This is a genomic window from Janthinobacterium sp. AD80 (assembly GCF_002878455.1).
Taxonomy (GTDB): Bacteria; Pseudomonadota; Gammaproteobacteria; order Burkholderiales; family Burkholderiaceae_D; genus Janthinobacterium.
In genome coordinates this window covers 17,129-42,696 of record NZ_NRDQ01000036.1, presented here as the reverse complement: position 1 = coordinate 42,696, position 25,568 = coordinate 17,129, and the positions used below count along the sequence as shown (strand labels likewise).

Annotated in this window: 21 protein-coding genes; 9 read left to right on the top strand and 12 right to left on the bottom strand. The window is 61.9% G+C overall.

The features are described from left to right. Window positions 1–19 precede the first annotated feature (19 nt). Complete coding sequence (locus JaAD80_RS08505) at window positions 20–739, top strand: heavy metal response regulator transcription factor (RefSeq protein WP_102293786.1); 720 nt, start codon at window positions 20–22, stop codon at window positions 737–739. Next, window positions 736–2,136: a heavy metal sensor histidine kinase gene (locus JaAD80_RS08500; RefSeq protein WP_102293785.1), complete on the top strand. Its 1,401-nt coding sequence runs from the start codon at window positions 736–738 to the stop codon at window positions 2,134–2,136. The genes JaAD80_RS08505 and JaAD80_RS08500 overlap by 4 nt, the downstream gene beginning before the upstream one ends. Window positions 2,137–2,254: 118 nt before the next feature. On the opposite strand, the gene JaAD80_RS08495 is transcribed toward JaAD80_RS08500, so the two are convergent. The 6 genes from JaAD80_RS08495 to JaAD80_RS08470 form a co-directional block, all read right to left on the bottom strand. After that, on the bottom strand, window positions 2,255–5,593 hold the full coding sequence (locus JaAD80_RS08495) for a DEAD/DEAH box helicase (protein WP_258002876.1): 3,339 nt from the start codon (window positions 5,591–5,593) through the stop codon (window positions 2,255–2,257). Between the two features lie 175 nt (window positions 5,594–5,768). Then, entirely contained in the window at window positions 5,769–7,478 is a 1,710-nt protein-coding gene (locus JaAD80_RS08490) for a methyl-accepting chemotaxis protein (protein ID WP_102293783.1), read from the bottom strand. Window positions 7,479–7,685: 207 nt separating this feature from the next. Then, complete coding sequence (locus tag JaAD80_RS08485; protein WP_258002878.1) at window positions 7,686–8,012, bottom strand: LysR substrate-binding domain-containing protein; 327 nt, start codon at window positions 8,010–8,012, stop codon at window positions 7,686–7,688. Between the two features lie 3 nt (window positions 8,013–8,015). After that, window positions 8,016–8,561, bottom strand: a complete 546-nt coding sequence (locus JaAD80_RS08480; protein WP_102293781.1) for a DinB family protein — start codon at window positions 8,559–8,561, stop codon at window positions 8,016–8,018. 31 nt (window positions 8,562–8,592) lie between these two features. Continuing rightward, the gene (locus tag JaAD80_RS08475; RefSeq protein WP_102293780.1) at window positions 8,593–9,192 is read right to left on the bottom strand and encodes a MarC family protein; all 600 of its coding nucleotides are present in this window, start codon (window positions 9,190–9,192) and stop codon (window positions 8,593–8,595) included. 118 nt (window positions 9,193–9,310) lie between these two features. Then, on the bottom strand, window positions 9,311–10,099 hold the full coding sequence (locus JaAD80_RS08470; RefSeq protein WP_102293779.1) for a helix-turn-helix transcriptional regulator: 789 nt from the start codon (window positions 10,097–10,099) through the stop codon (window positions 9,311–9,313). 103 nt (window positions 10,100–10,202) lie between these two features. Here JaAD80_RS08470 and JaAD80_RS08465 point away from each other — a divergent pair, with 103 nt between their 5' ends. The 3 genes from JaAD80_RS08465 to JaAD80_RS08455 all read left to right on the top strand — a co-directional run bounded on the left by JaAD80_RS08465 (window position 10,203) and on the right by JaAD80_RS08455 (window position 14,844). After that, window positions 10,203–11,117, top strand: coding sequence for a DMT family transporter (locus JaAD80_RS08465; RefSeq protein ID WP_102293778.1), 915 nt, complete (start codon window positions 10,203–10,205; stop codon window positions 11,115–11,117). A gap of 40 nt (window positions 11,118–11,157) precedes the next feature. After that, window positions 11,158–12,768 (top strand): toxin-antitoxin system YwqK family antitoxin, encoded by a 1,611-nt coding sequence (locus JaAD80_RS08460; RefSeq protein ID WP_102293777.1) that lies wholly within the window; start codon window positions 11,158–11,160, stop codon window positions 12,766–12,768. A 345-nt stretch (window positions 12,769–13,113) separates the two neighbouring features. After that, on the top strand, window positions 13,114–14,844 hold the full coding sequence (locus tag JaAD80_RS08455) for a methyl-accepting chemotaxis protein (protein ID WP_102293776.1): 1,731 nt from the start codon (window positions 13,114–13,116) through the stop codon (window positions 14,842–14,844). A gap of 1 nt (window position 14,845) precedes the next feature. Here JaAD80_RS08455 and JaAD80_RS08450 read toward each other — a convergent pair whose 3' ends face one another. The 3 genes from JaAD80_RS08450 to JaAD80_RS08440 all read right to left on the bottom strand — a co-directional run bounded on the left by JaAD80_RS08450 (window position 14,846) and on the right by JaAD80_RS08440 (window position 18,317). Continuing rightward, window positions 14,846–15,997, bottom strand: coding sequence for an AI-2E family transporter (locus tag JaAD80_RS08450; protein ID WP_102293775.1), 1,152 nt, complete (start codon window positions 15,995–15,997; stop codon window positions 14,846–14,848). Between the two features lie 171 nt (window positions 15,998–16,168). After that, window positions 16,169–17,167, bottom strand: a complete 999-nt coding sequence (locus JaAD80_RS08445; protein WP_146012319.1) for a hypothetical protein — start codon at window positions 17,165–17,167, stop codon at window positions 16,169–16,171. 88 nt (window positions 17,168–17,255) lie between these two features. Next, window positions 17,256–18,317: a diguanylate cyclase gene (locus JaAD80_RS08440; protein WP_102293773.1), complete on the bottom strand. Its 1,062-nt coding sequence runs from the start codon at window positions 18,315–18,317 to the stop codon at window positions 17,256–17,258. 252 nt (window positions 18,318–18,569) lie between these two features. Here JaAD80_RS08440 and JaAD80_RS31415 point away from each other — a divergent pair, with 252 nt between their 5' ends. Next, window positions 18,570–18,704 (top strand): hypothetical protein, encoded by a 135-nt coding sequence (locus JaAD80_RS31415; RefSeq protein WP_258002875.1) that lies wholly within the window; start codon window positions 18,570–18,572, stop codon window positions 18,702–18,704. Window positions 18,705–18,769: 65 nt separating this feature from the next. Here JaAD80_RS31415 and gyrB read toward each other — a convergent pair whose 3' ends face one another. From gyrB to dnaA, 3 genes are all read right to left on the bottom strand, one after another. Continuing rightward, window positions 18,770–21,268, bottom strand: a complete 2,499-nt coding sequence (gene gyrB, locus JaAD80_RS08435; RefSeq protein ID WP_102293772.1) for a DNA topoisomerase (ATP-hydrolyzing) subunit B — start codon at window positions 21,266–21,268, stop codon at window positions 18,770–18,772. 152 nt (window positions 21,269–21,420) lie between these two features. Next, window positions 21,421–22,527, bottom strand: coding sequence for a DNA polymerase III subunit beta (gene dnaN, locus JaAD80_RS08430; protein ID WP_034754341.1), 1,107 nt, complete (start codon window positions 22,525–22,527; stop codon window positions 21,421–21,423). Window positions 22,528–22,677: 150 nt separating this feature from the next. Beyond that, the gene (dnaA, locus tag JaAD80_RS08425) at window positions 22,678–24,075 is read right to left on the bottom strand and encodes a chromosomal replication initiator protein DnaA (RefSeq protein ID WP_102293771.1); all 1,398 of its coding nucleotides are present in this window, start codon (window positions 24,073–24,075) and stop codon (window positions 22,678–22,680) included. Window positions 24,076–24,711: 636 nt separating this feature from the next. Between dnaA and rpmH the strand changes: the two genes are divergently transcribed. From rpmH to yidD, 3 genes are read left to right on the top strand one after another with little or no spacing between them, the layout of a single operon-like run. After that, entirely contained in the window at window positions 24,712–24,846 is a 135-nt protein-coding gene (gene rpmH / locus JaAD80_RS08420; RefSeq protein WP_010401996.1) for a 50S ribosomal protein L34, read from the top strand. Between the two features lie 8 nt (window positions 24,847–24,854). Then, window positions 24,855–25,307 carry a ribonuclease P protein component gene (gene rnpA, locus JaAD80_RS08415; protein WP_258002874.1) on the top strand — a complete coding sequence of 151 codons (453 nt, stop codon included), beginning with the start codon at window positions 24,855–24,857 and terminating at the stop codon, window positions 25,305–25,307. Then, on the top strand, window positions 25,304–25,564 hold the full coding sequence (gene yidD / locus JaAD80_RS08410) for a membrane protein insertion efficiency factor YidD (RefSeq protein ID WP_102293770.1): 261 nt from the start codon (window positions 25,304–25,306) through the stop codon (window positions 25,562–25,564). The genes rnpA and yidD overlap by 4 nt, the downstream gene beginning before the upstream one ends. Window positions 25,565–25,568 lie beyond the last annotated feature (4 nt).

The window sequence follows — 25,568 nt, the reverse complement described above, 5'->3', positions numbered from 1 at the left end:
CACAAGAAAGCCCCCACCCATGCGCATCCTGGTAATCGAAGACGAACCGAAGACGGGTGACTACCTGTTGCGCGGCCTGGCCGAGTCCGGCTTTACGGTGAACCTGGCGCGCAATGGCCGCGACGGCCTGCACATGGCCAGCACGGACACGCCGGACTTGATCGTGCTTGACGTCATGCTGCCCATCATGGATGGCTGGCAAGTGCTGCGCGCCCTGCGCCTGTTGCCCGGCGGCGCCGACGTGCCCGTGATCTTTCTCACGGCGCGCGACGAGGTGCAGGACCGCGTCAAGGGCCTGGAGCTGGGCGCCGACGATTACCTGGTGAAACCTTTCGCCTTTGCCGAACTGGTGGCGCGCATCCGCACGCTGTTGCGGCGCGGGCCGCCGCGCGAGGACGACGTGATTCGCATCGGCGACATGGAAATCGACGTAATGAAGCGCAAGGTCAGCCGCCAAGGCCAGCGCATCACCTTGACGGCGAAGGAGTTCGGCTTGCTGCATTTATTGGCGCGGCGCCAGGGCGAAGTCTTGTCGCGCTCCATCATCGCCTCGCAAGTGTGGGACATCAATTTCGAGAGCGACACCAACGTCATCGACGCCGCCATCCGCCGCCTGCGCAGCAAGCTCGACGACCCTTTCGAGCCCAAGCTGATCCACACCTTGCGCGGCATGGGCTATGTCTGCGAATTGCGCGCGCCGGCCGCGCCTGTTGTGCCTGATACGGGGGCACCTGCATGAAGCTGGCGCAGCTTCGCCGTTCGCTGACCCTGCGCGTCACGCTCGTGTTCGTGCTGATCGTGGCCCTTGTCTCGGCCGGGCTGGGCATGCATTTGTACCGCTCGTTCGTGGCGGAAATCGAGCGCCGCGATGACATTTTGTTGCTGGGTAAGTTGCGGCAGATCCAGCAGTTGCTGGGTAATGCCGGCACCCTCGATATCATCCGCGAGCGGCCCCAGTATTTCCGCGACACCATGAGCGGCCAGGAGAATTCACTCGTGCGCATCGTGCGTGCCGATGGCACGCGCTTGATCGATGTCAATCCGAACGGCGAGATGGTGGCGCATCCTGTGCCCGTGGCCGTCGATGCGCCCGTGACAAACAGCGACATTGTCAGCTGGACCAGCCGCGACGGTTATCCGGCCAGGGTCGTGGCGGCCAGCGCGCGCATCGGCGACCCGGCGCAGATGGCCGATATTTCCGTGGCCCGCGTATATGGCGACCGCACGGCCATGTTTGCCGCCTACCGCTGGCAGATCGTCGTGTCTGTTGCTGTCAGTGCGCTGGTGGCGGCCCTGCTGGCGAGCTTGATGCTGCTGCGCGGCCTGCGGCCGCTGCGCAATATCGCCGCGCATGCTGCCCTGGTGCGGCCCGGCAAGCTGGGACAGCAGCTCGAGGCGCGCGATGCGCCGACGGAATTGCTGCCGCTGATACACGCCCTGAACGCCATGCTGGCGCGGCTGCAGGAAGGCTATGCGCGGCTGTCGCAATTTTCCGCCGACCTGGCGCATGAATTCCGCACGCCCGTCACCAATCTGCTGGGACAAAGCCAGGTCATGCTGGCCCGCCCGCGCAGCGCGCACGAGTATGAACAGCTGGTGTCGTCGAATGTGGAAGAGCTGGAACGGCTGTCGCGCATGATCGACAGCATGCTGTTTCTGGCGCGCGCCCAGCAGGAGGAAATGGTGCTCGTCAAGCAGGTCTTGCGGGTGCAGGACGAGTTTTTGCGGCTGGCCGATTTCTTTGAAGGCTTGGCCGAAGAGCGCGAGCTGGCGCTGGCTTGTCACGGCAGCGGCACGGTCACTGCCGAGCCGCAACTGCTGCGCCGCGCCTTGGGCAATTTGTTGTCGAACGCCATCCGCCACGCGGCGCCCGGCAGCACGATTTTGTTGCGTTCGCATGCGACGAATGAGGGCGTGGAATTGAGCGTGAGCAACCTCGGCCCCGCCATCCCCGCGCGCCATTTGCCGCACCTGTTCGAGCGCTTCTACCGCGCCGATCCTGCCCGCAGCGATTCGGCCGCCTCCACCGGCTTAGGCTTGGCCATCGTCACGGCCATCATGCAATTGCATGGCGGCAGCGCGACGGTGGCGTCGGACGCGGCCGCCACGACGTTTACCCTCGTTTTCCCGGCGTAATTGACTGGGGTGGTGTCGGATTACGCTACGCCTCGGCGGCCCCGCTAATCCGACAAGTGCCGCCAACAATGTTGTCGGATTACGCGTTTGCAGCCTCGGCGGCCCCCGCTAATCCGACCTACCCCATCTCCACCAAAAACTCATGCATGCCCGTATGCGCCAACTGCGCGCACGCGGGGGCGAAATGCGGCAACTGGCCCCACAGCAGCGGGTTGCCGACGATGTACACATAGTGTTGTGCGCGCGTCAGGGCAACGTTGAGCAGGTTCGGCGTAGTGGCTGCCCACTGCGCGGCGCCCGTCGTGCTCTCATCCGCGCCGAGGACCAGCATCACCACGCTTTGCTCCTTGCCCTGGAAGGTGTGCACGGTGCCCACCATCTGGCTGCTCCACTGGCGCAGTTCGCGTGCCGTGGGCGCCTTGCCGTAGCCGAGGCGGCGGTCCCAGTCCAGGTCCATGATGCGCGAACGCAATTCGTTGCGCACGGCCTTGAAGGGGGTAATCACATACATGTCGGGCAGCTTGCCGTCGCGGCGGTACAGCTTGAGCAGCACTTCCAGCACGAAATCGAGCTGCACCGGCACCACCTGCTTGTAGCTGACGGCACCGACGGCGTCGATCCAGCGGCTCGGGCCACGCGTCAGGCCCCGGGCGCTGGCCGGCGGCGTGCGGTCGGCGAGTCCGTAGACCATCTTGTCTTCGTAGGCGATGCTGTTGGCCAGCGAGAACATCGGTTCCACGCAGCGGCGGTGCACGCGCAGGGGGCTGCCGATCCACAGGGGCTGCGCGCTATTGGCGCCGACAGTTGCGCCATAGCGGTTGGCCTTGTCCGCCAGGGTCTGCACGGACACGGAGCTTGGCGCATAGCTGCCATCCTGCGTGTGCGGCGACAGGGCCGACAAGGTTTGCACCAGGCGTCCGGGCACGGTGAACACAGGTTCGATCTGCAGCGGGTCGCCGACGACGACAGCGCGCTTGGCGCGCCACAGGCTGCCCAGCGCCGCCTGCGGCACGGCCTGGCCCGCCTCATCGATGAACAGCCAGCCCAGCGATTCAGGACCCATGCCCTGGAACTGGCGCGCGAACGAGGCAAACGTGGTCGACACGACCGGCACGACCATGAACAGGCTGTGCCAGACCATGGCGATGTGCGACTGATCGTAGGCGCGCTTGTTCTTCAGTAATTTGGAGACGGCCAGCAAGTTGCCGCCAAAGCCGGGGCCGCCTTTCTTTGCCACTTCCGCCAGCCACGCTTCATGCAGGGCCAGGGCCTTGGCGAACAGGCGCGAGCGCAGGCGCGCCAGGGCCGGTTCATGCCACAGGCCGCCAATTTGCAGGGCGTCGCCGTCCAGCTCGTCCAGGGTGGCCGGCGCGATGATGGTGGGGAAGCGCATGCGCGCGCGGCGCAGCAGTTCCGTGCTGTCATCCCATTCGCGCTGGCGCGATTGCGCCGTGCGCAGGGCGATGTGCAGGCTGTTGCGGGCGCGTTCGCAGCGCGGCTCCAGCTCGCCTTTCAGCAGCAGCTTGATGGCGGACACGTCGCGCGCGGCCTGGCGTTGCGCTTCCGCATTGGCGACGACGGCGTCCTTGTAGGCACGCGCCGGTGCCGTGCGGAACAGGCGGGCAAAGAAGCCCGGTTGCGTCAGCGCCACCAGGCGTTCCTCTTCCAGCAATTCCTTCTTGCTGGCGAGCAGGGTGTCCTGCTGCGCCAGAGCGTCCGTCAGGGCGCCATTCGCAGCATCCATTTCCTGCTCGGCAGCAATCAGCGCCTGCTGGCTGGCCTGCATGAAGTCTCCTTCCGTGCAGGTGCCCACGGCTTGCCACAGGGCCGCGTACTGGGCGTGCTCGGCCAGGGCTTTTTCCACCACGTGCTCCGTTTCGCGGAATTCGCGCGCCGCCTGGGCGAAGCTGACGCCCTGGTAGCTGGCCAGCCACTGGCGGATATTCTGCGCGTTCGGCGTCTTGCGAGGCGTCGTTTTATCCCAGTCGTCGTCATAGAAATTGCTGACGAAGCGACGGCGGTTGGCGCTGTTGCCCAGCGCACAGGACATCAAGCCCCATGGCGCTTCCGTGTCGCCCAAGGCGCGGTTGGCGCCATTGCCATCGGCCACCACCCTGCGCGCCACGCTTTCAAAATAGCGCGTGCGCGCCCATTCCTTGCCCAGCTGCTTCGGTTTGGGCAGGTCGCCGGAAATATTTTCCACCGCCGCGTTATTCGACGAGGCGACGACCATTTCAAAGCCCGTCAGTTCCGGGCGCAGGCGCGCGATGGTAATCGGGTCGCGCACGCCTTCGAAGGCCACGGCCACCTTGCCGATGAAGGCGTCGCCGGCGCGATCCAGGCAGGACAGCACGCTGGCGCGGCGCACGATGTTGTCGGCGAACAATTCGCGCAGCAAGGTGGTCTTGCCCGTGCCCGGCGGGCCGTTGACGGAAAAAATGCCCCGCTCGTGCAAGCCCGTGCGTGCGCCGTGGATGGCGAACTGCTGCATCAGGCTCATGGCGTAGCTGGCGTCTTCCAGCCAGTGGCCGCGGTGCATGTTGGCCGGATTGAGCATGGCGGCCAGCGCCTGGCGTCCTGCCGGGCTGTACAGGTCGATGCGTTCATCCTGCGCCAGCGGCGTCAGGTAGGCGGCCACCGTCGCGGGCAACTTGCCGCCACGCAAGGCACGGATGATCTGTTCCAGGTCATCCAGGTAAAAACTGTTGAGAATATCGACAGCGGGTTCCACCGCATCGCCAAAATCCAGGCTGCGGTTCTGGCTGGACTCAGGCGTATCGGCGTCCGCCACGGCGGCGCGTTTCTTGCGCGTGCGCACTTCCAGCACGGCCAGCGGCTGCGCGCCGGACGGGCGGAAATTCGCCCAGTCCATCAGCAGGTCGGCCAGCGCGGCGATCTCCATGCCGGACAGGGGCGAAGACACATTGCCGGCCTCGTCCGTTATTTGCGGTGATACGCGACTTGCCGCGAAGTTGCGCAAACGGTCTTGCAGGGCCAGCTGGCTGTCGCTGAAAGCGTCCAGGCTCAGGCCGGACCAGTCCGGCGTGCGGGCGCGGCCCAGCGCCCACGGCAAGGTGGACACGGACACCGGGTCAAATTGCGGTTCGCCCAGCGCATTCAGATTGATGCGGGCAAAGCACGAGCGTCCCAGCAGCTCTGTTTTTTCCGCTTCGGCCAGGCTTTCCGGACCGCTGGGGGCAGGGCAAGCCTTGTTGATTTCCGCCTTGTCGAAGACGCCGAGGAATAATGCAAAGCCGTCGATTTCGCGGTCGGAGGGCACCTGCCACTGCGTGGCGAACTGCGGCGGCAATTGCGCCAGCTGTTCACGGTGCAGGAGGCGCACGCTGGACGGGTCTTCAACGTCCGTGATTTGATTCAGGTCAAACGGGATAAAGAATTCGATCTTGTGCCAATACTCCAGGATAGCCAGGAGGCGCTGCTGTTCTGCCTGATTCATGATGACCAATATTTTGTAAAGCGAGCGAGGATTGTAAAGGGTATGCGCGGCGCATGTTTTGCACTTTTGCCTATTGCGCGCGCTTTGCCGCAAAAAAAGGGCGGCGCATGGACGAAAAAAAAGCCAGGCAGCAACTTCCTGCCTGGCTTTCCCATGGGAAGGATGTTGCTATTCGTTAAAACTCTTCCCATTCGCTTTCGGCGGCGGCATTGTCGCGGCGTGCCGGCGCGGCTGCCACGGCCTTGCGCGCTGGCGCCGGGCGGGCTGCGGGGCGCGCGATGGTTGCCGCCGCTGCCGGTGCCTTGCGCACGGGGCTCAGCTTTGAAACGCTGGCCACATGGTTGCCGGTTTTAAAGAAACCCACCACATGGGCCAGTTCGCCCGCCTGCTCCTGCATGCTTTGCGAGGCGGCCGCCGCTTCTTCCACCAGGGCCGCGTTTTGTTGCGTCACTTCATCCATCTGGGCAATGGCCATGTTGATCTGTTCGATGCCGATGGTTTGCTCATGCGTGGCGGACGTGATCTCGCCCATGATGTCGGTCACGCGCACGATGCTGTCGACGATGTCGCCCATGGTCTGGCCCGCTTCATTGACGAGGCGCGAACCCGTGTCCACGTTGGCGACGGAAGCGGCGATCAGTTCCTTGATTTCTTTCGCTGCGCCAGCCGATCGTTGCGCAAGATTGCGCACTTCCGTGGCGACGACGGCGAAGCCACGGCCCTGTTCGCCCGCGCGTGCCGCTTCCACGGCCGCGTTCAAGGCCAGGATATTCGTCTGGAAGGCGATGCCGTCGATGACGCCGATGATGTCGACTATCTTCTTCGACGATGCGTTGATGGTGCCCATGGTGTCGACCACTTGCGAGACGATGCTGCCGCCGCGCACGGCCACTTCGGACGCGCTTTTCGCCAGCTGGTTGGCCTGGCGCGCATTGTCCGCATTCTGTTTCACGGTCGAGGTCAGCTCTTCCATGGCCGACGCTGTTTCTTCCAGCGAGCTGGCTTGCTCTTCCGTGCGTGACGACAGGTCGAGGTTGCCGGCGGCAATTTCGCTCGATGCTGTGGAGATCGCATCCGTGCCGTGGCGCACTTGCGCCACCACGCCCAGCAGGCTGGTGTTCATGGCTTTCAATGCACCCAGCAGGCGGCCCGTTTCATCACTGGAATCGACCACGATGTGCGAGGACAAATCGCCCGATGCGACGGTTTCGGCCACGCCGACGGCGGCATTGATGGGACGGGTGATCGAGCGCGTGATGATCCACGCCACGAAGGCGCCCAGCAGCACGGCCAGGCTGCCCAGGATGATCATGGAGGTGCGCGCGCTGCTGCTCAGCGCCTCGGCATCGCTGGCCGCCTGCGCCGCCAGTTCGCCTTCCAGCGCGACCAGGCTGTCGAGCGCCGTCAGCACGCGCTTCAGGCTCGGTGCCGCCTGCTGTGTCAGCGCGGCGATCGCTTCTTCCGTCTGGCCGGCATTGCGCAGCTCGATGACCTTGTTGTTCAGCGGCGCACCCGCCTTCAGGGCGGCGTCCAGCTCGGCCATCAAGGCCGTTTCCTTGTCCGTCGCAATTTTCTTTTGCAAGGTTTCCTTGGCGGCGCCGTATTTTTTGCGCGCTTCGACGATCTTCGCCAGCTCCGCCTGCACCAGCGCTTCCGTCGGCGCCACGACCACGCTGGTAATGGCCAGGGTAATGGTGCGCACGTTGTCGCTCATGGTATTGGCGGCCGCCATTTTGACGTTCTTATCGGCCACGATGTCGTGCGTGCGCGCGCTCAGCTGTGCCATGGAATACAGGCCAACGAGCAAGACAGCGACCAGCAGGCCGAGGACGACAGCAAACCCGATCCCGAGCCGGGTGCCGATTTTGAATTGTGTGAGTGACATGATTGCTTTCGTGTTGCGGAAGTGAAGGAAAACGTCGACAGGCCAGGGCTACGGGTTTATACGTAGAGGCGGCCAGACTGTAATTGTTCCTCAAAATTCCGCACTGCAATACAAAAACTTGTATCAAGTCCGAGAAAAGTTAAAAATTTGGTAGCAACTTAACTAAGTTGTCGTGTGGAAACAACGAGCGCGACGTTGGATGCGGACTCAGTGTTCCGGAAACACGTGGGTAGCCAGGAAATCGATGAAGGCGCGCAGTTTTGGCGTCAGGTGGCGGCTGCTGGGCCACAGGATGCGAAAGGCGCCCTGGTGCTGGCGGTGGGTTTCCAGTATCGGTTGCAAATGGTTCGCGGCCAGTGCCGCGCGCACGGCAAAGTCGGGCAGGGCTGCAATGCCCAGGCCGCTTCCGGCGAAGTGCAGCAAGGTGTCGACATTATTGCAGTTCAGCATGGACGGCAAGCCGAGGGGCTGGCCTGCGGCGCGCTGCTGGGGGCGCTGGCCGTCATCGCGCTCAAGGCGTGGCTGTACCGCCAGCCCTCAGTGCTCGATATGGTTGGGGATGCGAAACAGTAGATCCGTGTCGCCGAGGTCCACGCCCGCTTGCGACAGCAGGGTGCTGGCCTGGCCACGATGATGCGTCTGGTGGTTGAAGAAATGCATGAGCAGGCTGAAAAATGCGCGCCGGTTCGGGCCCTTGCTGTTGCGGTAGTCGAGCAGGTGATCGAGGTCGGCTTCCGTGATGGCGGCGGCCCAGTCGATGATGAGCTGGTCCAGCCATTGCCGGTGCGCATGCATGGCGGCAAAGTCTTCGGCCGCGAACAGCGGGTGGGTGAGCGAGGCGGGCGGCGTGATGGCGCGGATGGGATCGAGCAAGGGAAAGCCGGCCGGATGCTTCGCATAGCGCTGCAGCCACAAGGTATCGCCCACCATCACGTGGTTCAGGGTGCCCAGCAGGGAGCCGAAAAAAGCGCCCTGCTCGCGTTGCAGTTCTTCCGGCGGCAGGCTGGCGGCCGCCGCGTACACCTTCGCATTCATCCACTGGTTGTAATCGGCCATCAGGCAAATGTGGGCGCAACGGCTCATGGTGATTCCTCCAGTGTATGAGTGTTCTATATTAAACGGACTTCAGGAACGCGCGTATGCCGGCCAGCAGCATTTCGATGGCCATTGCCGTCAGGATCAAGCCCATCAGGCGTTCGAAGGCCGTCATGACCCGCGGCCCCAGCGCCCGCTGCAAGCGTTCGGCGCACAGGAAGACCGCCAGCCAGACGACTGCCACGGCCGTCAAGCCTGCCACGTGGGCAATGACTTCGTTCATTTCATGCGAGGAAAACAGCAGCACGGTCGCCAGCGCCGACGGGCCGGCCAGCGCGGGGATGGCCAGCGGCACGATGAACGGCTCGCCGCCCATCTCATGGTCGCTATTGCCGGCGTTTGGTTGCGGAAACACCATGCGCATGGCGATCAGGAACAGGATCACGCCGCCGCCGATGCGCAGGGCGATTTCCGACAGATGCAAGGCGTTCAGGAAATGCCGGCCAAAGAACATGAATATGAGCAAGATGCCGAAGGCGATCAGGCACTCGCGCACCACGACTTTCCAGCGCCGCTCGATGGGGACACGCTTCAGGGCATTGACGAACAGGGAAACGTTGCCAAATGGATCAGTGACGAGCAAGAGCAGGATAAAAGTCTGGAAGAAATTCTGTGTCATGGTGGTGTGGAGATGAGGTCAACACCGCCGCCAGGATGGGCGCGGTGCGATAAGGCTTGCGATGATAACAAGAGCGGCGACTATCGCCCATGATTATTGATGCATAGCAGCATTTTTTTTACGCCGCGATGACTTTTGCCTGGTAAAACGCCGTCGGTGTGGTGCCGAAGTGTTTCCTGAACATGGCGGTGAAGGCGCTCTGGCTCGTGTAGCCGTTGTCCATGGCCACGTCGATGACCTTGCCGCCGCGCGCCAATTGCTCCAGCGCCCGCAGCAGTCGCGCCTGCTGGCGCCAATGGCCAAAGCGCATGCCCGTCTGTTTCTGGAACAGGCGGTGCAGGCTGCGCTCGGTGATCGCCAGTTCCTGCGCCCAGTGCGCCACCGTCAGCTGTTCTCCCGGTTGCGCCATCAGCTGGGCGCAGATGCCGCGCAGGCGCTTGTCCGCAGGCAAGGGCAGATACAAGGGCAGCACGGGCAGGCTGTCGAGTTCATGCAGCAGCAGTTGCAGCAGATGCCAGTCGCGGCTGCCTTCTGTAAAGTCGGGCGCGATATCCACGGCCGCGACGATCAGCTGGCGCAGCAGGGGACTGATGTCGAGCACGCAACTGTGGCTTGGCAGCAAGGGCGAGTTGGCGCAGTTGACGAACACCGTGCGCATTTTCACGGCGCCGCTCATGCGCACCTGGTGCGCCACGCCCGCCTGCAGCCACACGCCGCGCGTGGGCGGCACCACCCAGCGCCCGCCCTGCGTCTCGATGGTCATCACGCCCTCGATGGCATACAGCAACTGGGCATGCGTGTGGCAGTGCGCGGAAATCACGTGGCCATGCGCATAGTCAACGGCCAGCGCCATGGCGCGCGCCGTGACGGGCAACAGTTGCTGGAAGGCGGGGCTGGAGCAATCCATGTGAATAAGCGTCAGTTTTGGAATAGGTTTGGACATCTTAGCGCGAGAAGGCGCGGCGTGCCTGCGGCATGATGGTTTCCCGCAATAATCTATGGAGTTACGCATGCCTGTGCGCGCTTATCTGTATCCGTTTCTGGCCATGCTGCTGTGGGCCGGCAACGTTGTCGTATCCAAGCTGGCCGCGTCTAGCATCGCCCCCACGGCCATCACTTTTTACCGCCTGGTGCTGGTGCTGCTGGTGATGACGCCGTTTATCGCCCGGCCCCTGTGGCGCAATCGCGCGGCGCTGCGACGCCAGTGGTGGCAGCTGGCGCTGTGCGGCCTGATGTCCATGGCGCTGTTCCAGAGCCTGTCCTACCGCGCCGCGGAATCGACCACCGCAACCAACATGGCCATCGTCACGGCGCTGGCGCCCCTGATGACGGCGATCCTCAGCGTGCTGCTGCTGGGCGAACGCCTGACGGTGGGCATGGCGGCCGGCGGCGTGCTGTCGTTTGGCGGCTTGCTGTACCTGGTGGGGCGCGGCGACGTGCTGGCCCTGCTGCACCAGGGCGTGCATGCGGGCGACGCGCTGATGCTGCTGGCCTGCCTGAGCTTTGCCCTGTATGGCGTGCTGCTGCGCCGCTGGCGTCTGTCCATTCCCGCCTGGCAAGCCATCTATTGCCAGGCCCTGGCGGCGCTGGCCTGCATGCTGCCGTTTTTCCTGCTGCTGCCGCCCGGCAGCGCCCGGCTCGATGCCACGACCTTGCCCCTGATCGGCTATGCGGGCATCGGTTCGTCCATCGTCCTGTCCTACCTGTGGATCGAAGGGGTAAAGCTGCTGGGGCCGAACCGCTGCAGCATCTATGTCAACTTGCTGCCGATATTGACGGCCTTGCTGGCTATCGTCTGGCTGCACGAAAGCATGCATGCGTATCACCTGATCGGCGGCGGCATCTCACTGCTGGGCGTGCTGCTGGCGCAGACGGTGCAGCGGCCCTTGTTTGGCCGGCGCGCAAGCGTATCCGGGCTTGCCTGAATGGCCATGCATAATGGCGGTTTTGGGCAGTGGAGTTGGCATGCGGCACTCAATTTTAAAGAACACGCTGGCAGTGCTGCTGGCGCTGGGAAGTGTGGCGCCAGCGCAGGCGGCAGCGCGCTTTTATGAAGGCAAGGCCATGGCCTATGCCAGCGCCGTCGAGCGCCGCGATGGCGGCGTGGTGCTGGCCTTCTTGCGGGAAAACGGCGAAGTCAACGGTTACTATTGCCAGTGCAACGGGGACAGCGGCAAGCGCATGAACCTGGACAAGTATGGCAAGGCCAGCATTGCCGCCGTATTTCATGCGGACCTCGACAGCGAAGGAGAAACCACCTTCGTGCTCAGCCGCAATGGGACGGCCTATGGCTTGCATGCCTACCGCTACGAGCGCGGCGGCGGCCGCATGTTCAAGGTCGCCGCCCTGCAGCCGACCCTGGACGCCATCGTGCGCGGCGCAGGCAGCATGGACGAGGCAAAGGTGCGCGCCGCGCTGGCGTCGCTGCAACTGATCGATTACAGCATCGATTATGCGCGCACGGGCATCGCCGACTTTGATGCCATTGAGCATGGCCATGGCAGCCTAGTCGGCTATTTCAACATCGACGGTGACTTACTGCCTGGCAAGCCGGCGGATGCGCCGGCATTTGCCTATAAAAAAACTTTCCAGGAAAACGATGGCCATTTCCTTACGGTGACTTATTTGCTGGGCAAGGGTTGGGAAGGCGGTCGTGTGCCCAGTTATCACATCAAGTGGATCACCTGGGAAACGCAACCGCAGCGCTTTGCCGCCGGCCAGGACGGGCTATTCATCGAGTACGACGTGAATTGCTGCAGGGGCAGCGTGTTTGCCCGCGGCCAGTATGCACAGGGCAAGCGCACGGGACAGTGGCACTATGAAGAGCCGCTCACCATCCGCTCGGTTGGCGCGTTTGTCGACGACAAGGCCGAAGGGCCATGGACGTATGCAAGCGGCGAGGAAACGACGACGGGCATGATGCAGCGGGGCCAGCGCACGGGCCGCTGGGAAGTGAACCCGGGCGTGGACGAATGGCGCGACGAAGGCAAGGGCAACTACCAGGGCTTCGATACCTACCTCAAGGACAGGCTGGATGGACCCAGCGAGCGCCGCGTCGGCGACGTCGTGCATTGGCGGGGACAGTATGTGAATGGCAAGAAGCAGGGCCAGTGGCTTGAACCCGGCGGTGGCGGCAACTACGTCAATGATGTGAAGCAGGGGCCGTGGAAGAAGGCGACACCGGACGGCGGCTGGCAAGTGTTGACGATGGTTGACGGCAAGCCCGATGGTAGGCTGGAACAATATGCAGGCAATGGCCAGCTGGAACTCATCGAGCACTACCGCCTGGGCGAGCTTGATGGGCCGATGGAAAGCTTCTATCCGGATGGCAAGCGACGTTACCAGGGGACGTTTGCGAATGGCAAGCGCGACGGGGAGGAGATCCTGTTTTATCCGGATGGCGACGTACCGCAATTTCACCGCAACTGGCGCAAGGGCGTGCCACACGGCGTCAATATCGAGCATTTTCAGAATGGCATGCTGAAGCACATCAGCAGTTATGACATGGGCAAGAAAACGGGCCGTTTTCAATCTTTCCGCGACGATGGCCAACTGATCGAAGAAACCGTTTATTAACACGGCTGGCATTCCGGCGCGTGCGCGTGCGGCAAGGGAATGCCAGTTCTGCGCAAAAAACATCACTTGTTTGTGACAAAGCGTGAAAATCCATGCTGGATATTGCCACTAGGAATCTTTCCCTGTATCTTGCAGTCAGGAAATTAAAAATACCGGAAACCTCAACCCTGTTGACCTGTATTTTACTCCTGACGATATGCGCGGGCCGCCATCCCCCCAGCCGCTGTTAACGCGCCATCGACCGAACTTTGTCCTGAACAATTCAGAATTGACCCGCCCATCTGGCATTTGTCGCGATTTCCGTCGGCAAGCGCAGGCATGGTTGCGCCCTACCAAGGAAATTGCATGCTATCGAACATAACAATAAGAATGCGCCTGATCGCCACCATGAGTGTGCTGGGCTTGCTGATCGCCGTCTTGGGCGCCATGAGCATGATCGGGCTGAAATCAGCCAACAACAGTCTCAACGAGGTCTACAGCAACCAGCTGGCTTCGACGCAAGCCATCGGCGAGTCGCAGATTTTCCTGGGCCGCGCCCGCTTCACCATGGATCGCGTGATGGTCCATCCCGATGCGGCCGACGCCAAGGATACCTTGGCGCGTGCCGAGCAATTCCTGGAGTCATCGAGCAAGGCCTGGAAAGTGTATTTGGGCTTGCCGCAAAGCGTGGAAGAAAAACGCCTGTCCGACGACATGGACAAGAAGCGCAGCGATTACATCAACAACGGCGTGCTGCTCATGAGCAAGGCCTTACGAGAAGGAAATGTCGAGCAAGCCGATAGCTTGATGATGAAGGGACTGACGCCGCTGTATCGCTCGCTCGACCAGGCAGCGGAAACCTTGACGCAGTTTCAGGTGAGCGGCGCGGCCAAGATGTATGCCGACAGCCAGGCCAGCTACCGCACGCAAGTGACGATGGCCATCACCGGCATCGTGGTGGGGGGCTTGCTGATCATCATTTCCAGCATTTTGCTGCTGCGCGCCATCTTCGGCCCGCTGGACCAGGCCCTGCGTCATTTCGGCGCCATTTCCGACGGCAACCTGGCCAACGACATCGTCATCACGCGCAACGATGAAATGGGTGCCTTGCTGACGGGCTTGCAGAAAATGCAGGAGCGCCTGTCGACCACCGTGCGTGGCGTGCGCGACGGCAGCGGCGCCATCGCCACGGCCAGCAATGAAATTGCCTCCGGCAACCTGGACCTGTCGAGCCGCACGGAACAGCAGGCGTCGAGCCTGGAAGAAACCGCCTCGTCGCTGGAAGAACTGACTTCGACCGTCAAGCAGAATTCCGACAATGCGCGCCAGGCCAACCAGCTGGCCGTCTCCGCTTCGGACGTGGCCGTCAAGGGCGGCGCGCTGGTGGCGCAAGTGGTCGATACCATGGGCACCATCAGCGAATCGTCGAAAAAGATTGCCGACATCATCGGCGTCATCGATGGCATCGCATTCCAGACGAATATCCTGGCCTTGAACGCGGCCGTGGAAGCGGCGCGCGCGGGCGAGCAGGGCCGTGGCTTTGCCGTCGTTGCCACGGAAGTGCGCAACCTGGCGCACCGCTCGGCCAGCGCCGCCAAGGATATCAAGGTGCTCATCGAAGCGTCGGTGCGAAACGTGGGCGCCGGTAGCGAACTGGTCAGCCAGACGGGGACGACGATGGACGAGATCGTTTCCAGCATCCGCCGCGTCACCGACATCATGGGTGAAATCAGCGCCGCCGGCCGCGAGCAGGAACTGGGTATCGGCCAGATCAATCAAGCCGTGGCGGAAATGGATACCGTGACGCAGCAAAACGCGGCACTGGTGGAAGAAGCGGCAGCCGCCTCGGAATCGATGCAGGAACAGGCGGCGGCGCTGGCCGAAATGGTCAGCATCTTCAAGCTCGATGCCGCCCACAGCGGCCCGGCACCGGCCAAGCCTGCCTTGCGCAAGCCTGTCGTCGCCGCCGCTACCAGCGCCTTGAAACGCCCGGCGCCGCGCCTGGCGACGGCCCGTGTTGCCGCTGCACCGGCCGCCGCCAAGCCGCGCCCAGCCAAACCGATGGCTGACAATAGCGGCGAGTGGGAAGAGTTTTAAGTTACGGCGCTTCCAGGGCCACCTTGCTGCCCTCTTCCTGTAAGCGCGCCGCCTCGGCCAGGGCCTGGGCGCGCGCTTCTTCCGCCGCCTGTTCCGCTTTCTCCAAAGCATCGTGACGCGCCTGCAATGCTGCGCGGGCGCGCACGAAGACGATCTTGATGGCAGCCATCACGGGCACGGACAGGAAGATGCCCACCACGCCGCCGAGCTGGTCGCCGGCCAGCAAGCCGACGATCACCATCAGCGGACTCACTTCCACGCCTTCGCTCATCAAGTACGGGTTGACCACGTAATCCTGGAACAAGCGGTAGGCGGCGATAAAGCCGATCAGCCAGAAGACGTGGTCGAAGCCGCTGAAGCCGGCCACCACCACGGCGATGATGGCGGCTGCCAGCGGGCCGGCAAACGGGATGAACTCCAGCAGGGCGGCGGCACCGGCCAGCAGCAGGCCGTAGGGCACGCCCATCAGGGAAAAGGCGATGCTGTAGGACACAAAGGTGGCGATCGACAACAGCAGCAGGGCGCGCACATAGCGCGACAGCAGGATGTCGAGGTCGTCGATGATGGCGCCCCAGAGTTTCTTGTTCGGACGGTTCAGCAGGGATAGCAAGCCGTCGCGCATGTCCGGACCTTCCTTGATCAGCAAAAAGCTCAGCACCGGCACCAGCACCAGATAGATCAGGTTGCTGGCCGCGTGCATCACGCCCAGGCTGATTTCCTTCGCCAGCGGCATGGCTTGGCCCGTGCCGCTGCTCAGCTGTTCCTGCATGAAAGACAAAATACGCGCGCGCAATGGCTCCATGAACTCGGGCAGCGGAATGCGCTCGGCAAAATTATTGCCTTTTAGCAGGGTCGGCAATTGCGCGCTGAGCTTGGTGGCTTCCTCTTCGATGCGCGCGCCAAAGATCGAACCCAGGATGGCAACCAGCAGCACCACCACCAGAAACACGATGCCGATGGCGGCCGTGCGCGGCAAGCGCTTCGGGCCATGGCGTTCCAGCAGCTCGATCAGGGGATACACGAGGTAGCTGAAGAAAATCGCAAACACCACCACGATCAGGGTCGACGAGACTTGATATGTGAGGAACAGCAGGAAGACGATCAGGAAGGCCGTCCACACCATCTTGGCGACGCGCAAGTTAAAACCGAACATAGGAGTTCCTTAGGACAGAATGCTAGTCAAGCGTGGTTTTGCTTGAGGGAAGGGGTGGGCAAGGCAGGGACCGGGCAGCGCCGCACGATCGGAAATCATACCGCAAAATGCCAAAATGCCATGTTCCTGTGCGCGATGGCAATGCTTTCCCCTGTCCGCGCCGTCTGTTGCCTACTTATCCAGCCAGCTGGCCACGGTGATGAACACGCCATTTTCCTTGTCCGGCTCGCGCAAGGTAACTGTGTAGCGTCCGCTGGTGTCGCGCCCGCTGAAGACCACTTTGTCGTCGTGCCCCTTCACTTGCGCGTCCTTGGCCAGCTTGGCGTAGGTATTGAGCACCCAGTGAAAATCGGCATAGCTACGCAGGGTGACGGCAGCGTCGGGCAGAGGCTCGCCGCCGGCCTCGGCCGCTTGCGCTGGCGTGTACATCGGCAACCCCGCCAGGCGCGCGGGGTGGATGATCTTGCCATCGCTGGCACTGCCGTTCAACTCGGCCGCTGGCAGCAGCAGGTGCAGCAGGCTGACGGGAAAGCCGGGCGGTACGTCGCGCGGCTGCCAGCCGGGCTGGCCGGGGCGGGTCGTGACGTATTCCACAGCGGCAATGCTTTGCCGCTGTTCCTGCGCAGCCTGTGCCAGCATGGCCGGCAACTGCCGCGCCCAGACGAGCAGCGGCGCGGCCGTCTCATCTTCCGCGTCCGGTGGCTGGAACAGGGTCAGCACGGCGTGTGTGGACGGCAGGCAGGCTGGAGCGGTGTCGCTGGTGACGGCCTGGCAATGGCCGTTGACGAGGCCCAGTGCCAACAGCTTGCGTTGCGGGTCGAACAGCATGGCGGCGCGCCATGCACCGTGCGTGCCGGCATCGATGGAGGCCAGCACCGAGCGTCCGTCGGGCAGCATGGTGCGCGTGATGTGATCGGGTGAACGCATGCTGTCGAGCACCTGGCGCGCGATCAGGGCATTGCCCTGCGTATAGCTGCCGTGCGCATAGCCGAGCAGCTTGAAGATGTCGGCGCGGATCTCCGGATGCGCGCTCAGGGCCAGCGGTGGCGAGGGCACGGGCACGGTGGCAGCCGCGAAGGCGGCGTCATCGAGCGTTTGCGCATGCAGGGGCGCGCCCAGGACAGCGCATAGCGACAGCAGGGACAATATGGAACGGATGGGGGTATGCAATGGCGATCCTTGTCGAGGCGCCATGCCGGTCCGGATGCCGGCATGCGCGGGCCGCGATCTTAGCATTCTGTGAAGAAATGGCGTTTTCTCAAGCAGCGTTGAGCACGTAACGGTTCTTGCCGTTCTTCTTGGCCAGGTACAGCGATTCATCGGCGCGCCGGTAGCTGTGTGACAAATCCGCTTCCTTGACCAGTTCCGCGATGCCGATGCTGACGGACACTTTGCGTTCTGGCACGAAGGCTGCCTCGACAGCATCGACCAGTTGGGCGGCAAAGGCGCAGGCCGCGGTTTTTTCGCCCTGATAGATGACGGCGAACTCTTCACCACCCAGCCGGCCGCACAGGTGCTCACCGGCCAGTGCCGCGATCACGCCGGCGATTTTTTTCAATACTTCATCACCCACATCGTGGCCATGCACGTCGTTGATTTTCTTGAAGTCATCGATATCGATCATCAGGAAATACGCGGTTGCCAGCCCGGGCCGCTGCAGGGCGCGCGCGCTTTGCGTGAACATGCGGCGATTGTTGAGCCCGGTCAAGCCATCCTTGTAGGCCATCGTCGCCAGGTCGCGCTGGGCCCGATAATTGTGAATGCGCAAGACGAGAAAATAGATATTCAGCGCCAGGCCGATGATCACGCTGATGGTGACGGCCAGCACGGGCCAGTGCTGGTCGGCCTGGCCTGCATGCACGGGAAACTGCCCCAATCCCAGGATGGCCCACACGCCCAGCGACACGCCCAGGTAATACGCGATGCCGCTGAAGATGGGCGCCGTCGTCAGGGTGATCATCACGCCCAGCGGCAACACCCAGAAAGCGGGGTCTTGCGTGCCCAGCATCAGCACGCGAAAGCTGAATGCAATGAACAGCACGCTGATGGTGCCGCTGGCGATGATCGCCTGCAGCGACCTGGCATACACGGTCAGCACCAGCCCGACCAGCATGCCCGTCACGCCCAGCGCTGCCTGTGCATGGTCGAGCGAAGCGCGCGGTACCGTCAGGCTGAACGTGACCAGCCAGCAAGCCAGGCCAAACGTCAGGATCGCTATCGAAATGAAATGCAGTTCCTTGAAAAAGCGCTGCTGCTGCGCCGGTTCTCCTGAAAAGAACAGGTAATACAAGGCAGGAGACAGGTTGCGCGAAGTGAACATTGCATTCGTCCAGACAGACAACAGGCCTTGCGGCAGGGGGGCCTGCCGGCGGCAAGCGTCGGCATGGCATGCGCGCGAATTAGTTGCGCTCAGGAACTAGTGTAATACTTTCCTGGTGGAAATGGTGACTTGCGTGTGGAAAGGCGTGGCCGCTGTCCTGCCGCCGCCACAGCGGCTCGCCAAAACCGCTGGCAAGCAGGGCGATTAGGCGCGGCATCACGGCTGCGTCAGCACCAACACCTCGCTGATCAAGTGCTTGCCAAAGCCATCATGCGCTGCTTCCTCCACAAGCCGGTGACCGGCCTGGTCGTCAATGCGCGACTCGTCTGCCCCGGCAACGATGACAAGGCGGTCTGGCGCAGCGGCGATCGCCAGCTGTCGCCCTGAGGCACATAAAAAAGCGGCCCTGCAAGGGGGCCGCCTGGGGACTTGCTGTCAGCAATGACGCTGGTTTACACGTCGATATTGCCCGCGCGCAGTGCGTTCGCTTCGATGAAGTTGCGGCGTGGTTCCACGTCGTCGCCCATCAGTGTCGTGAAGATCTGATCCGCCGCAATCGCGTCTTCGATCTGCACCTTCAGCAAGCGGCGCACGGTCGGGTCCATCGTGGTTTCCCACAGCTGATCCGGGTTCATTTCGCCCAGCCCTTTATAGCGCTGTTTCGAGACGGTGCGTTCGGCTTCGTCGCGCAGCCATTGCATGGCCTGGTGGAAGTCGACCACGGCGATTTCCTTCATGCGTTCGCCTTCGCCGCGGCGCACGAAGGCGCCTTCGCCGATCAAGCCTTCGAAAGTGGCGGCGCCGTTGCTCAGCACGGCGTAATCCGGGCCTTGCACGAAGTCGGCGTCGATGGCGCTGACTTTCACGTTGCCGTGGTACATGCGTTCAATGCGCAGCATGTGTTTTTCCGACAGGTCGTCGGAACGCACGTGCACTTTCACGGCGCTGTCGTTGATGGCCGTTTGCAGGGCCAGCGCCGATTTTTCCGCCAGTTCCAGGGTCGACAGGTCGAGCTGCACGCCCGTCATGATGGCCGTCAGGGCGGCGCGGTCGATGACGCGCGTCAGACGCGTCATGATGCTGTTCGACAGGTTGAACTTGCGCACCAGTTCGGCCAGGGTGTCGCCGGAAATGCCTTCCGCGCCTTCCTTTGGCACCAGTACGGCCGTGTTCAGGGCCACCGTCATCATGTAGCTGGCTTCTTCGGCGTCATCTTTCAGATAGCGCTCGTCGCGGCCGGCCTTGACCTTGTACAGCGGCGGTTGCGCGATGTAGATGTGGCCGCGCTCGACCAGTTGCGGCATCTGGCGGTAGAACAGGGTCAGCAGCAGGGTACGGATGTGGGCGCCGTCGACGTCCGCATCGGTCATGATGATGATGCGGTGGTAGCGCAGTTTTTCGACGTTGAATTCGTCCGGTCCGATCGAGGTGCCCAGGGTGGCGATCAGCGTGGTGATCTGCTCCGACGACAGCATTTTCTCGAAACGGGCTTTTTCCACGTTCAGCACTTTACCGCGCAGCGGCAAGATGGCCTGGAACTTGCGGTCGCGTCCTTGCTTGGCCGAGCCACCCGCCGAGTCACCCTCGACGATGTACAGTTCGCACAGGGCGGGGTCTTTTTCCTGGCAGTCGGCCAGCTTGGCCGACAGGCCCAGGCCGTCCATGATGCCTTTGCGGCGGGTCAGGTCGCGGGCCTTGCGGGCCGCTTCGCGCGCGCGCGCCGCTTCGACGATCTTGCCGCAAATGATCTTGGCGTCGTTCGGTTTTTCTTGCAGGTAATCAGCCAGGGTCTTGGCGACGATCTCTTCGACCGGGCCGCGCACTTCCGACGACACCAGCTTGTCTTTCGTCTGCGACGAGAATTTCGGTTCCGGCACTTTCACGGACAGCACGCAGGTCAGGCCTTCGCGCATGTCGTCGCCGTTGATTTCCACTTTCGCCTTTTTGGCGAACTCGTGTTCATCGATGTACTTGTTGATGACGCGCGTCATCGCCGCGCGCAAGCCCGTCAGGTGGGTGCCGCCATCGCGTTGCGGGATGTTGTTCGTGAAGCACAGCACCTGTTCATTGTAGGCATCGTTCCACTGCATCGACACGTCGACGGAGATATTGGTGCCCTGGTCCGACATACGCTCGCCGGTGGCCTGGAAAATGGTCGGGTGCAAGACCGACTTGGCCTTGTTGATGTACTCGACGAAGCCGCGCGTGCCGCCTTCGAAGGCAAACACTTCTTCCTTGCCCGTGCGCTGGTCCGACAGCTTGATGTTGACGCCATTGTTCAGGAAGGACAGTTCGCGGATGCGCTTGGCCAGGATTTCATAGTGGAATTCCACGTGCGTGAAAATCTCTTCGTCAGCCCAGAAATGCACGTCGGTACCGCGTTTGTCGGTTTCGCCGATGACCTTGATCGGCGAGGTGGCGATGTCGCCGACCATGACGATCTGGCGGTCCTGCGGCACGCCGCGTACGAATTCCATGTGATGCACTTTGCCGTCGCGGCGGATGGTCAGTTTCAGCAGTTTCGACAGGCCATTGACGCAGGACACGCCCACGCCGTGCAGGCCGCCCGAGACTTTATACGAGTTCTGGTCGAACTTGCCGCCCGCGTGCAATTCGGTCATGACGATTTCCGCCGCCGAACGCTTCGGATCGTGCTTGTCGTCCATTTTCAGGCCGGTCGGCACGCCGCGGCCATTGTCGGTGATCGAGATCGAATTGTCGCTGTGGATGGTGACGTGGATTTCCGTGCAATGGCCGGCCAGCGACTCATCGATCGAATTGTCCAGCACTTCGAACACCAGATGGTGCAAACCGGTGCCGTCCGAGGTGTCGCCAATGTACATGCCCGGGCGTTTGCGTACGGCTTCCAGGCCTTCCAGGATCTGGATGGAGGAGGCGCCGTATTCTTCCGTTTTGGCCTGGATCGGGGTGTCTTGTGGATTCTCGGACATGGACTGCTTTCTCAAATAACGATTGCTGATTGATTCGGGGCTGCTGGCTGATGACCGTAGGTCGGGTTAGCCGGAACGGCGTAACCCGACAGACGGCAATTCAGCATGTCGGATTACGCTGCGCTAATCGACCTACGTCACTGCTGTGGTCTTTAGATCCGCATCGGCATGACGACATACTTGAAGTCGGCATTGTCAGGGATGGAGATCAGGGCGGACGAGTTCGAATCGCCCAGGGCGATGTTGACGTATTCGCACTTCAGGTTATTCAGCACGTCGAGCAGATACGTCACGTTGAAGCCGATGTCGACCGAGTCGCCGCCGTAGTCGATTTCCAGCTCTTCGACGGCTTCTTCCTGGTCGGCGTTGGTCGAGCTGATCTTCATGCTGCCCGGGGTGATGATGCAGCGCACGCCCTTGAACTTGTCGCTGGTCATGATGGCGGCACGTTGCAGCGAGCGCAGCAGTTCATCGCGGCCGATCGTGAAGTCGTTTTTGTAGCCTTTTGGAATCACGCGCGTGTAGTCGGGAAACTTGCCTTCCACCAGCTTCGAGATCAGCTCGATGTCGGCAAAGGTCAGTTTCACCTGGTTGGCGGCGATGTCCAGCTGCACCGGCTCATCGTTCTCTTCCAGCAGGCGCTGCAGTTCGATGATGGTCTTGCGCGGAATAATCACTTCCTGGCGCGCGAAAGTCTGCTCGGTGGCCACCTGGCAAAACGCCAGACGGTGGCCGTCGGTGGCCACGGCGATGACATTATTGCCATCCAGCACCAGCAGCAAGCCGTTCAGGTAATAGCGGATGTCTTGCTGCGCCATCGAGAAATGCACCATGTTGAACAGGTGCTTCAGGGTTTTCTGGGGCAGGGTGACGCTGGCGTTGTAGCTTTCCGCCTGTTGCACGGTTGGAAACTCTTCCGCCGCCAGGGTTTGCAGGGCGAAGCGCGACTTGCCCGTTTGCACGGTCAGGCGCTTGTTCAGCAGGGTCATCGTGACGTCGCCCGATTCGGGCAGCGCGCGCAAAATGTCCAGCAGCTTGCGCGCGGCCACGGTGGTGCCGGTGACGTCCGCGCCGGAGCCGATTTCCGCGTGCGTGGTGATCTGCACTTCGGTGTCGGTCGACAGGAAGGAGACATTTTCACCGTCTTTGCGGATGAGGATATTGGCCAGAATCGGCATAGTGTGCCGACGCTCGACAATACCGCTCACGATCTGCAGTGGCCGGAGAAGGGTATCTCGGGTGGTTTTGACCAATTGCATATTTATCCTCAATGTATAGGTTGAACAGTACGACGTTTAACGTATTAATTTAACAATTGTTGCCATAGGGAGCCCCGACAGACCGGCTGCGGTGCCCTCCCAGATAATAAGGGTAAAGCACGTTTTGAGCCAGTCTTGCCACAGGTGTGCTTAGCCCTTCAACGTTTGCTCCAGTACATGCAACTCATGGTTGCATTCCGGGTTCTTGGTGCGGTCCAGCGCGATCTTGCGCACGGCATGCAGCACCGTGGTGTGGTCGCGGCCGCCAAACAGCTCGCCGATCTCCGGTAGACTCTTCTGTGTCAGTTCCTTGGCCAGGTACATGGCGATCTGGCGCGGCCGGGCGATATTCGCGGGCCGGCGCTTCGAATACATGTCGGCAACCTTGATATTGAAGAAGTCGGCCACTGTTTTCTGGATGTTTTCCACGGAAATCTGGCGGTTCTGCACCGACAGCAAGTCCTTCAGCGCTTCCTTGACGATATCGATGGTGATGTCTTTGCCATGGAAACGCGAGTACGCGAGGATCTTGCGCAGCGCGCCTTCGAGCTCGCGCACGTTCGAGCGCAAGTGCTTGGCGACAAAGAAGGCCACGTCGTCGGAGAAGGTGACGCCTTCCTGTTTGGCTTTTTTCAGCAGAATCGCCACGCGCATTTCCAGTTCCGGCGGTTCGATGGCCACCGTCAGGCCCGAGTCAAAACGCGAGATCAGGCGGTCGTCCATGCCCGTGATTTCCTTCGGATAGGTATCCGAGGTGATGATGATCTGTTTCTTAGCGGCAATCAATGCCTCGAATGCATAGAAAAACTCTTCCTGCGTGCGGCTCTTGCCGCCAAAGAACTGGATATCATCGATCAGCAGCATGTCGAGCGAGTGATAGTAATGCTTGAAGTCGTCGAAACCCTTGCGCTGGTAAGCGGTCACTACGTCGCGGACGTACTGTTCCGCGTGGATGTAGCGAATCTTCGCGCCCGGGTTGTCGGCCATCACCTGGTTGCCGATGGCGTGGATCAAGTGGGTTTTACCGAGGCCGACGCCGCCGTAGAAGAACAGCGGGTTATATGACACGCCCGGGTTGTTGGCCACCTGGATGGCGGCGGCGCGCGCCAATTGGTTGGCTTTACCCGTCACGAAACTGTCGAAGGTCAGGTCGGTGTTGATGCGGCTCTGCTCGCGGCGCGGCGCCGCGCCGATGCTCAGTTCCGGCACGCTCGGTTGCGGCTCCGCGGCGGTACGCGCGCTGGGCGCGCCGCCATTCGGGTCGCTGGCCGGGGTGCTGGTGGTCACGGGCTTCTTCGGCAGGGCCAGACGCGGGTCGAGCACGAACTGCACTTCCGTGGGCGCTTCGAAATATTGTATGGCCAGCGCGGTGATGCGGCTGGCGAACTGGGTCTTGACCCAATCGAGCTTGAAGCGATTGGGCGCAGCAATGCGCAGCTTGCCCTCTTCGTAGTCGAGAGGGATAAGCGGTTTGATCCACGCACTGAATTGTTGCGGTGTCAGCTCCAGTTCCAATTGCGCGGAACAGGCCTGCCAGAAATTATCCATGAATGTCTATGTGAAAAGGTGTGGGAGGGCGTATCGATTCTGCCCTGCGTTCACCGTGTTGCAAGGCCGGCGTCGCGCGAGGGCTCGCCACACGTAACGCGCTATTCTACTCCCGACTGGCAAAGTTATCCACAGGCACGACGCTTATTTTTCTGTGGCGGGGTGGGGCGCCATGTGCATAAGAGGCGACTTATCCCCCGGTTATCCCGTTGCAGGCAGTGCTGGCGCGGCTTGTGGCGGGGCCTTGCAGGCAGATGGGGCGCGCTGCGCAAATTTCCAGGCGATCACGGCAATCCTTGACAAGAGGGGGGCATATGCTGAATAATTCAGGGTTCCCCGCCCGTATTCCGTGTTTATTCATTTGGAACGACAATATGGACTAAGCGTGGATTAACGACGCAGTACCAAATCGTAGCGAGCGGTGACGAGTTGTGGCTGAGGCGCGCAACTGTGCGAATGCACAGTGAGCACCGTAGGCCGCAAATCGCTCCGCGTAGTAGATTTGGTACGCGTTCAAGCGGGCGATGAGATTGGCCAGCTTGTGCCTTGGCATAAGTGCGCGATTGTCATTGGCACCAAAAACTGACGGGACGTCAGACCCGATTTTGCATTTTTTTTGTTTTTAGCGAGACCAACATGAAACGTACTTACCAACCTTCCGTCGTTCGCCGCAAGCGTACGCACGGCTTCCGCGCTCGTATGGCTACCCGTGGTGGCCGTGATGTGCTCAACGCACGTCGCGCAAAAGGCCGCAAACGTCTGGCCGTCTAGGCTTGTCGTTGACAGCTGATCGCGTGGCTAGCTGTACTCCAGTCGGCAATCAACGCGAAGGTTCACACGACTTCGCGCGCTTTCGGCGTATCGTTAAAACGGATGAATTTTCATCCGTTTTTCGTTTGCGCCCTTCGCAAAAAACAGCGCATTTTGTGCTGTACACCCGACACAATCAATTGCCGCATGCGCGGCTGGGCGTCGTTGTGGCCAAGCGTTTCGCGCCGCGCGCGGCGACCCGCAACACGATCAAGCGCGTGACGCGCGAGCTGTTTCGCAACAGCGCGCTGCCGCCGGTCGACTGTGTGGTGCGCCTGTCGCGCGCCGTCAACAGCAAGGATGGTCCGGCCACCACGAGCAGGCTCAAAGCCGAGCTGCGTGAAGAATTGAGCCGCCTGTTCGCGGGGCAAATCGCCGCGCAGGCCCGTTCTGTTGCTCCACAGCCACCATCTGCGCCATGAAAACCCTGCTGCTGTTACTGTTGCGTGCTTATCAGTTGCTGATCAGCCCCGTGCTGGGACAGAATTGCCGCTTCTATCCGAGCTGTTCGCATTACGCGATGGAAGCGTTGCGCGTGCACGGCGCCGCCAAGGGCAGCCTGCTGGCTGCCAAGCGCGTGTGCCGCTGCCACCCCTGGAATGAAGGGGGCGTCGACCCGGTACCGCCGGCCGATGCTAAACAATCTTCAACGACCGCTTGCGGTTGCAACCACTCCTGACAAA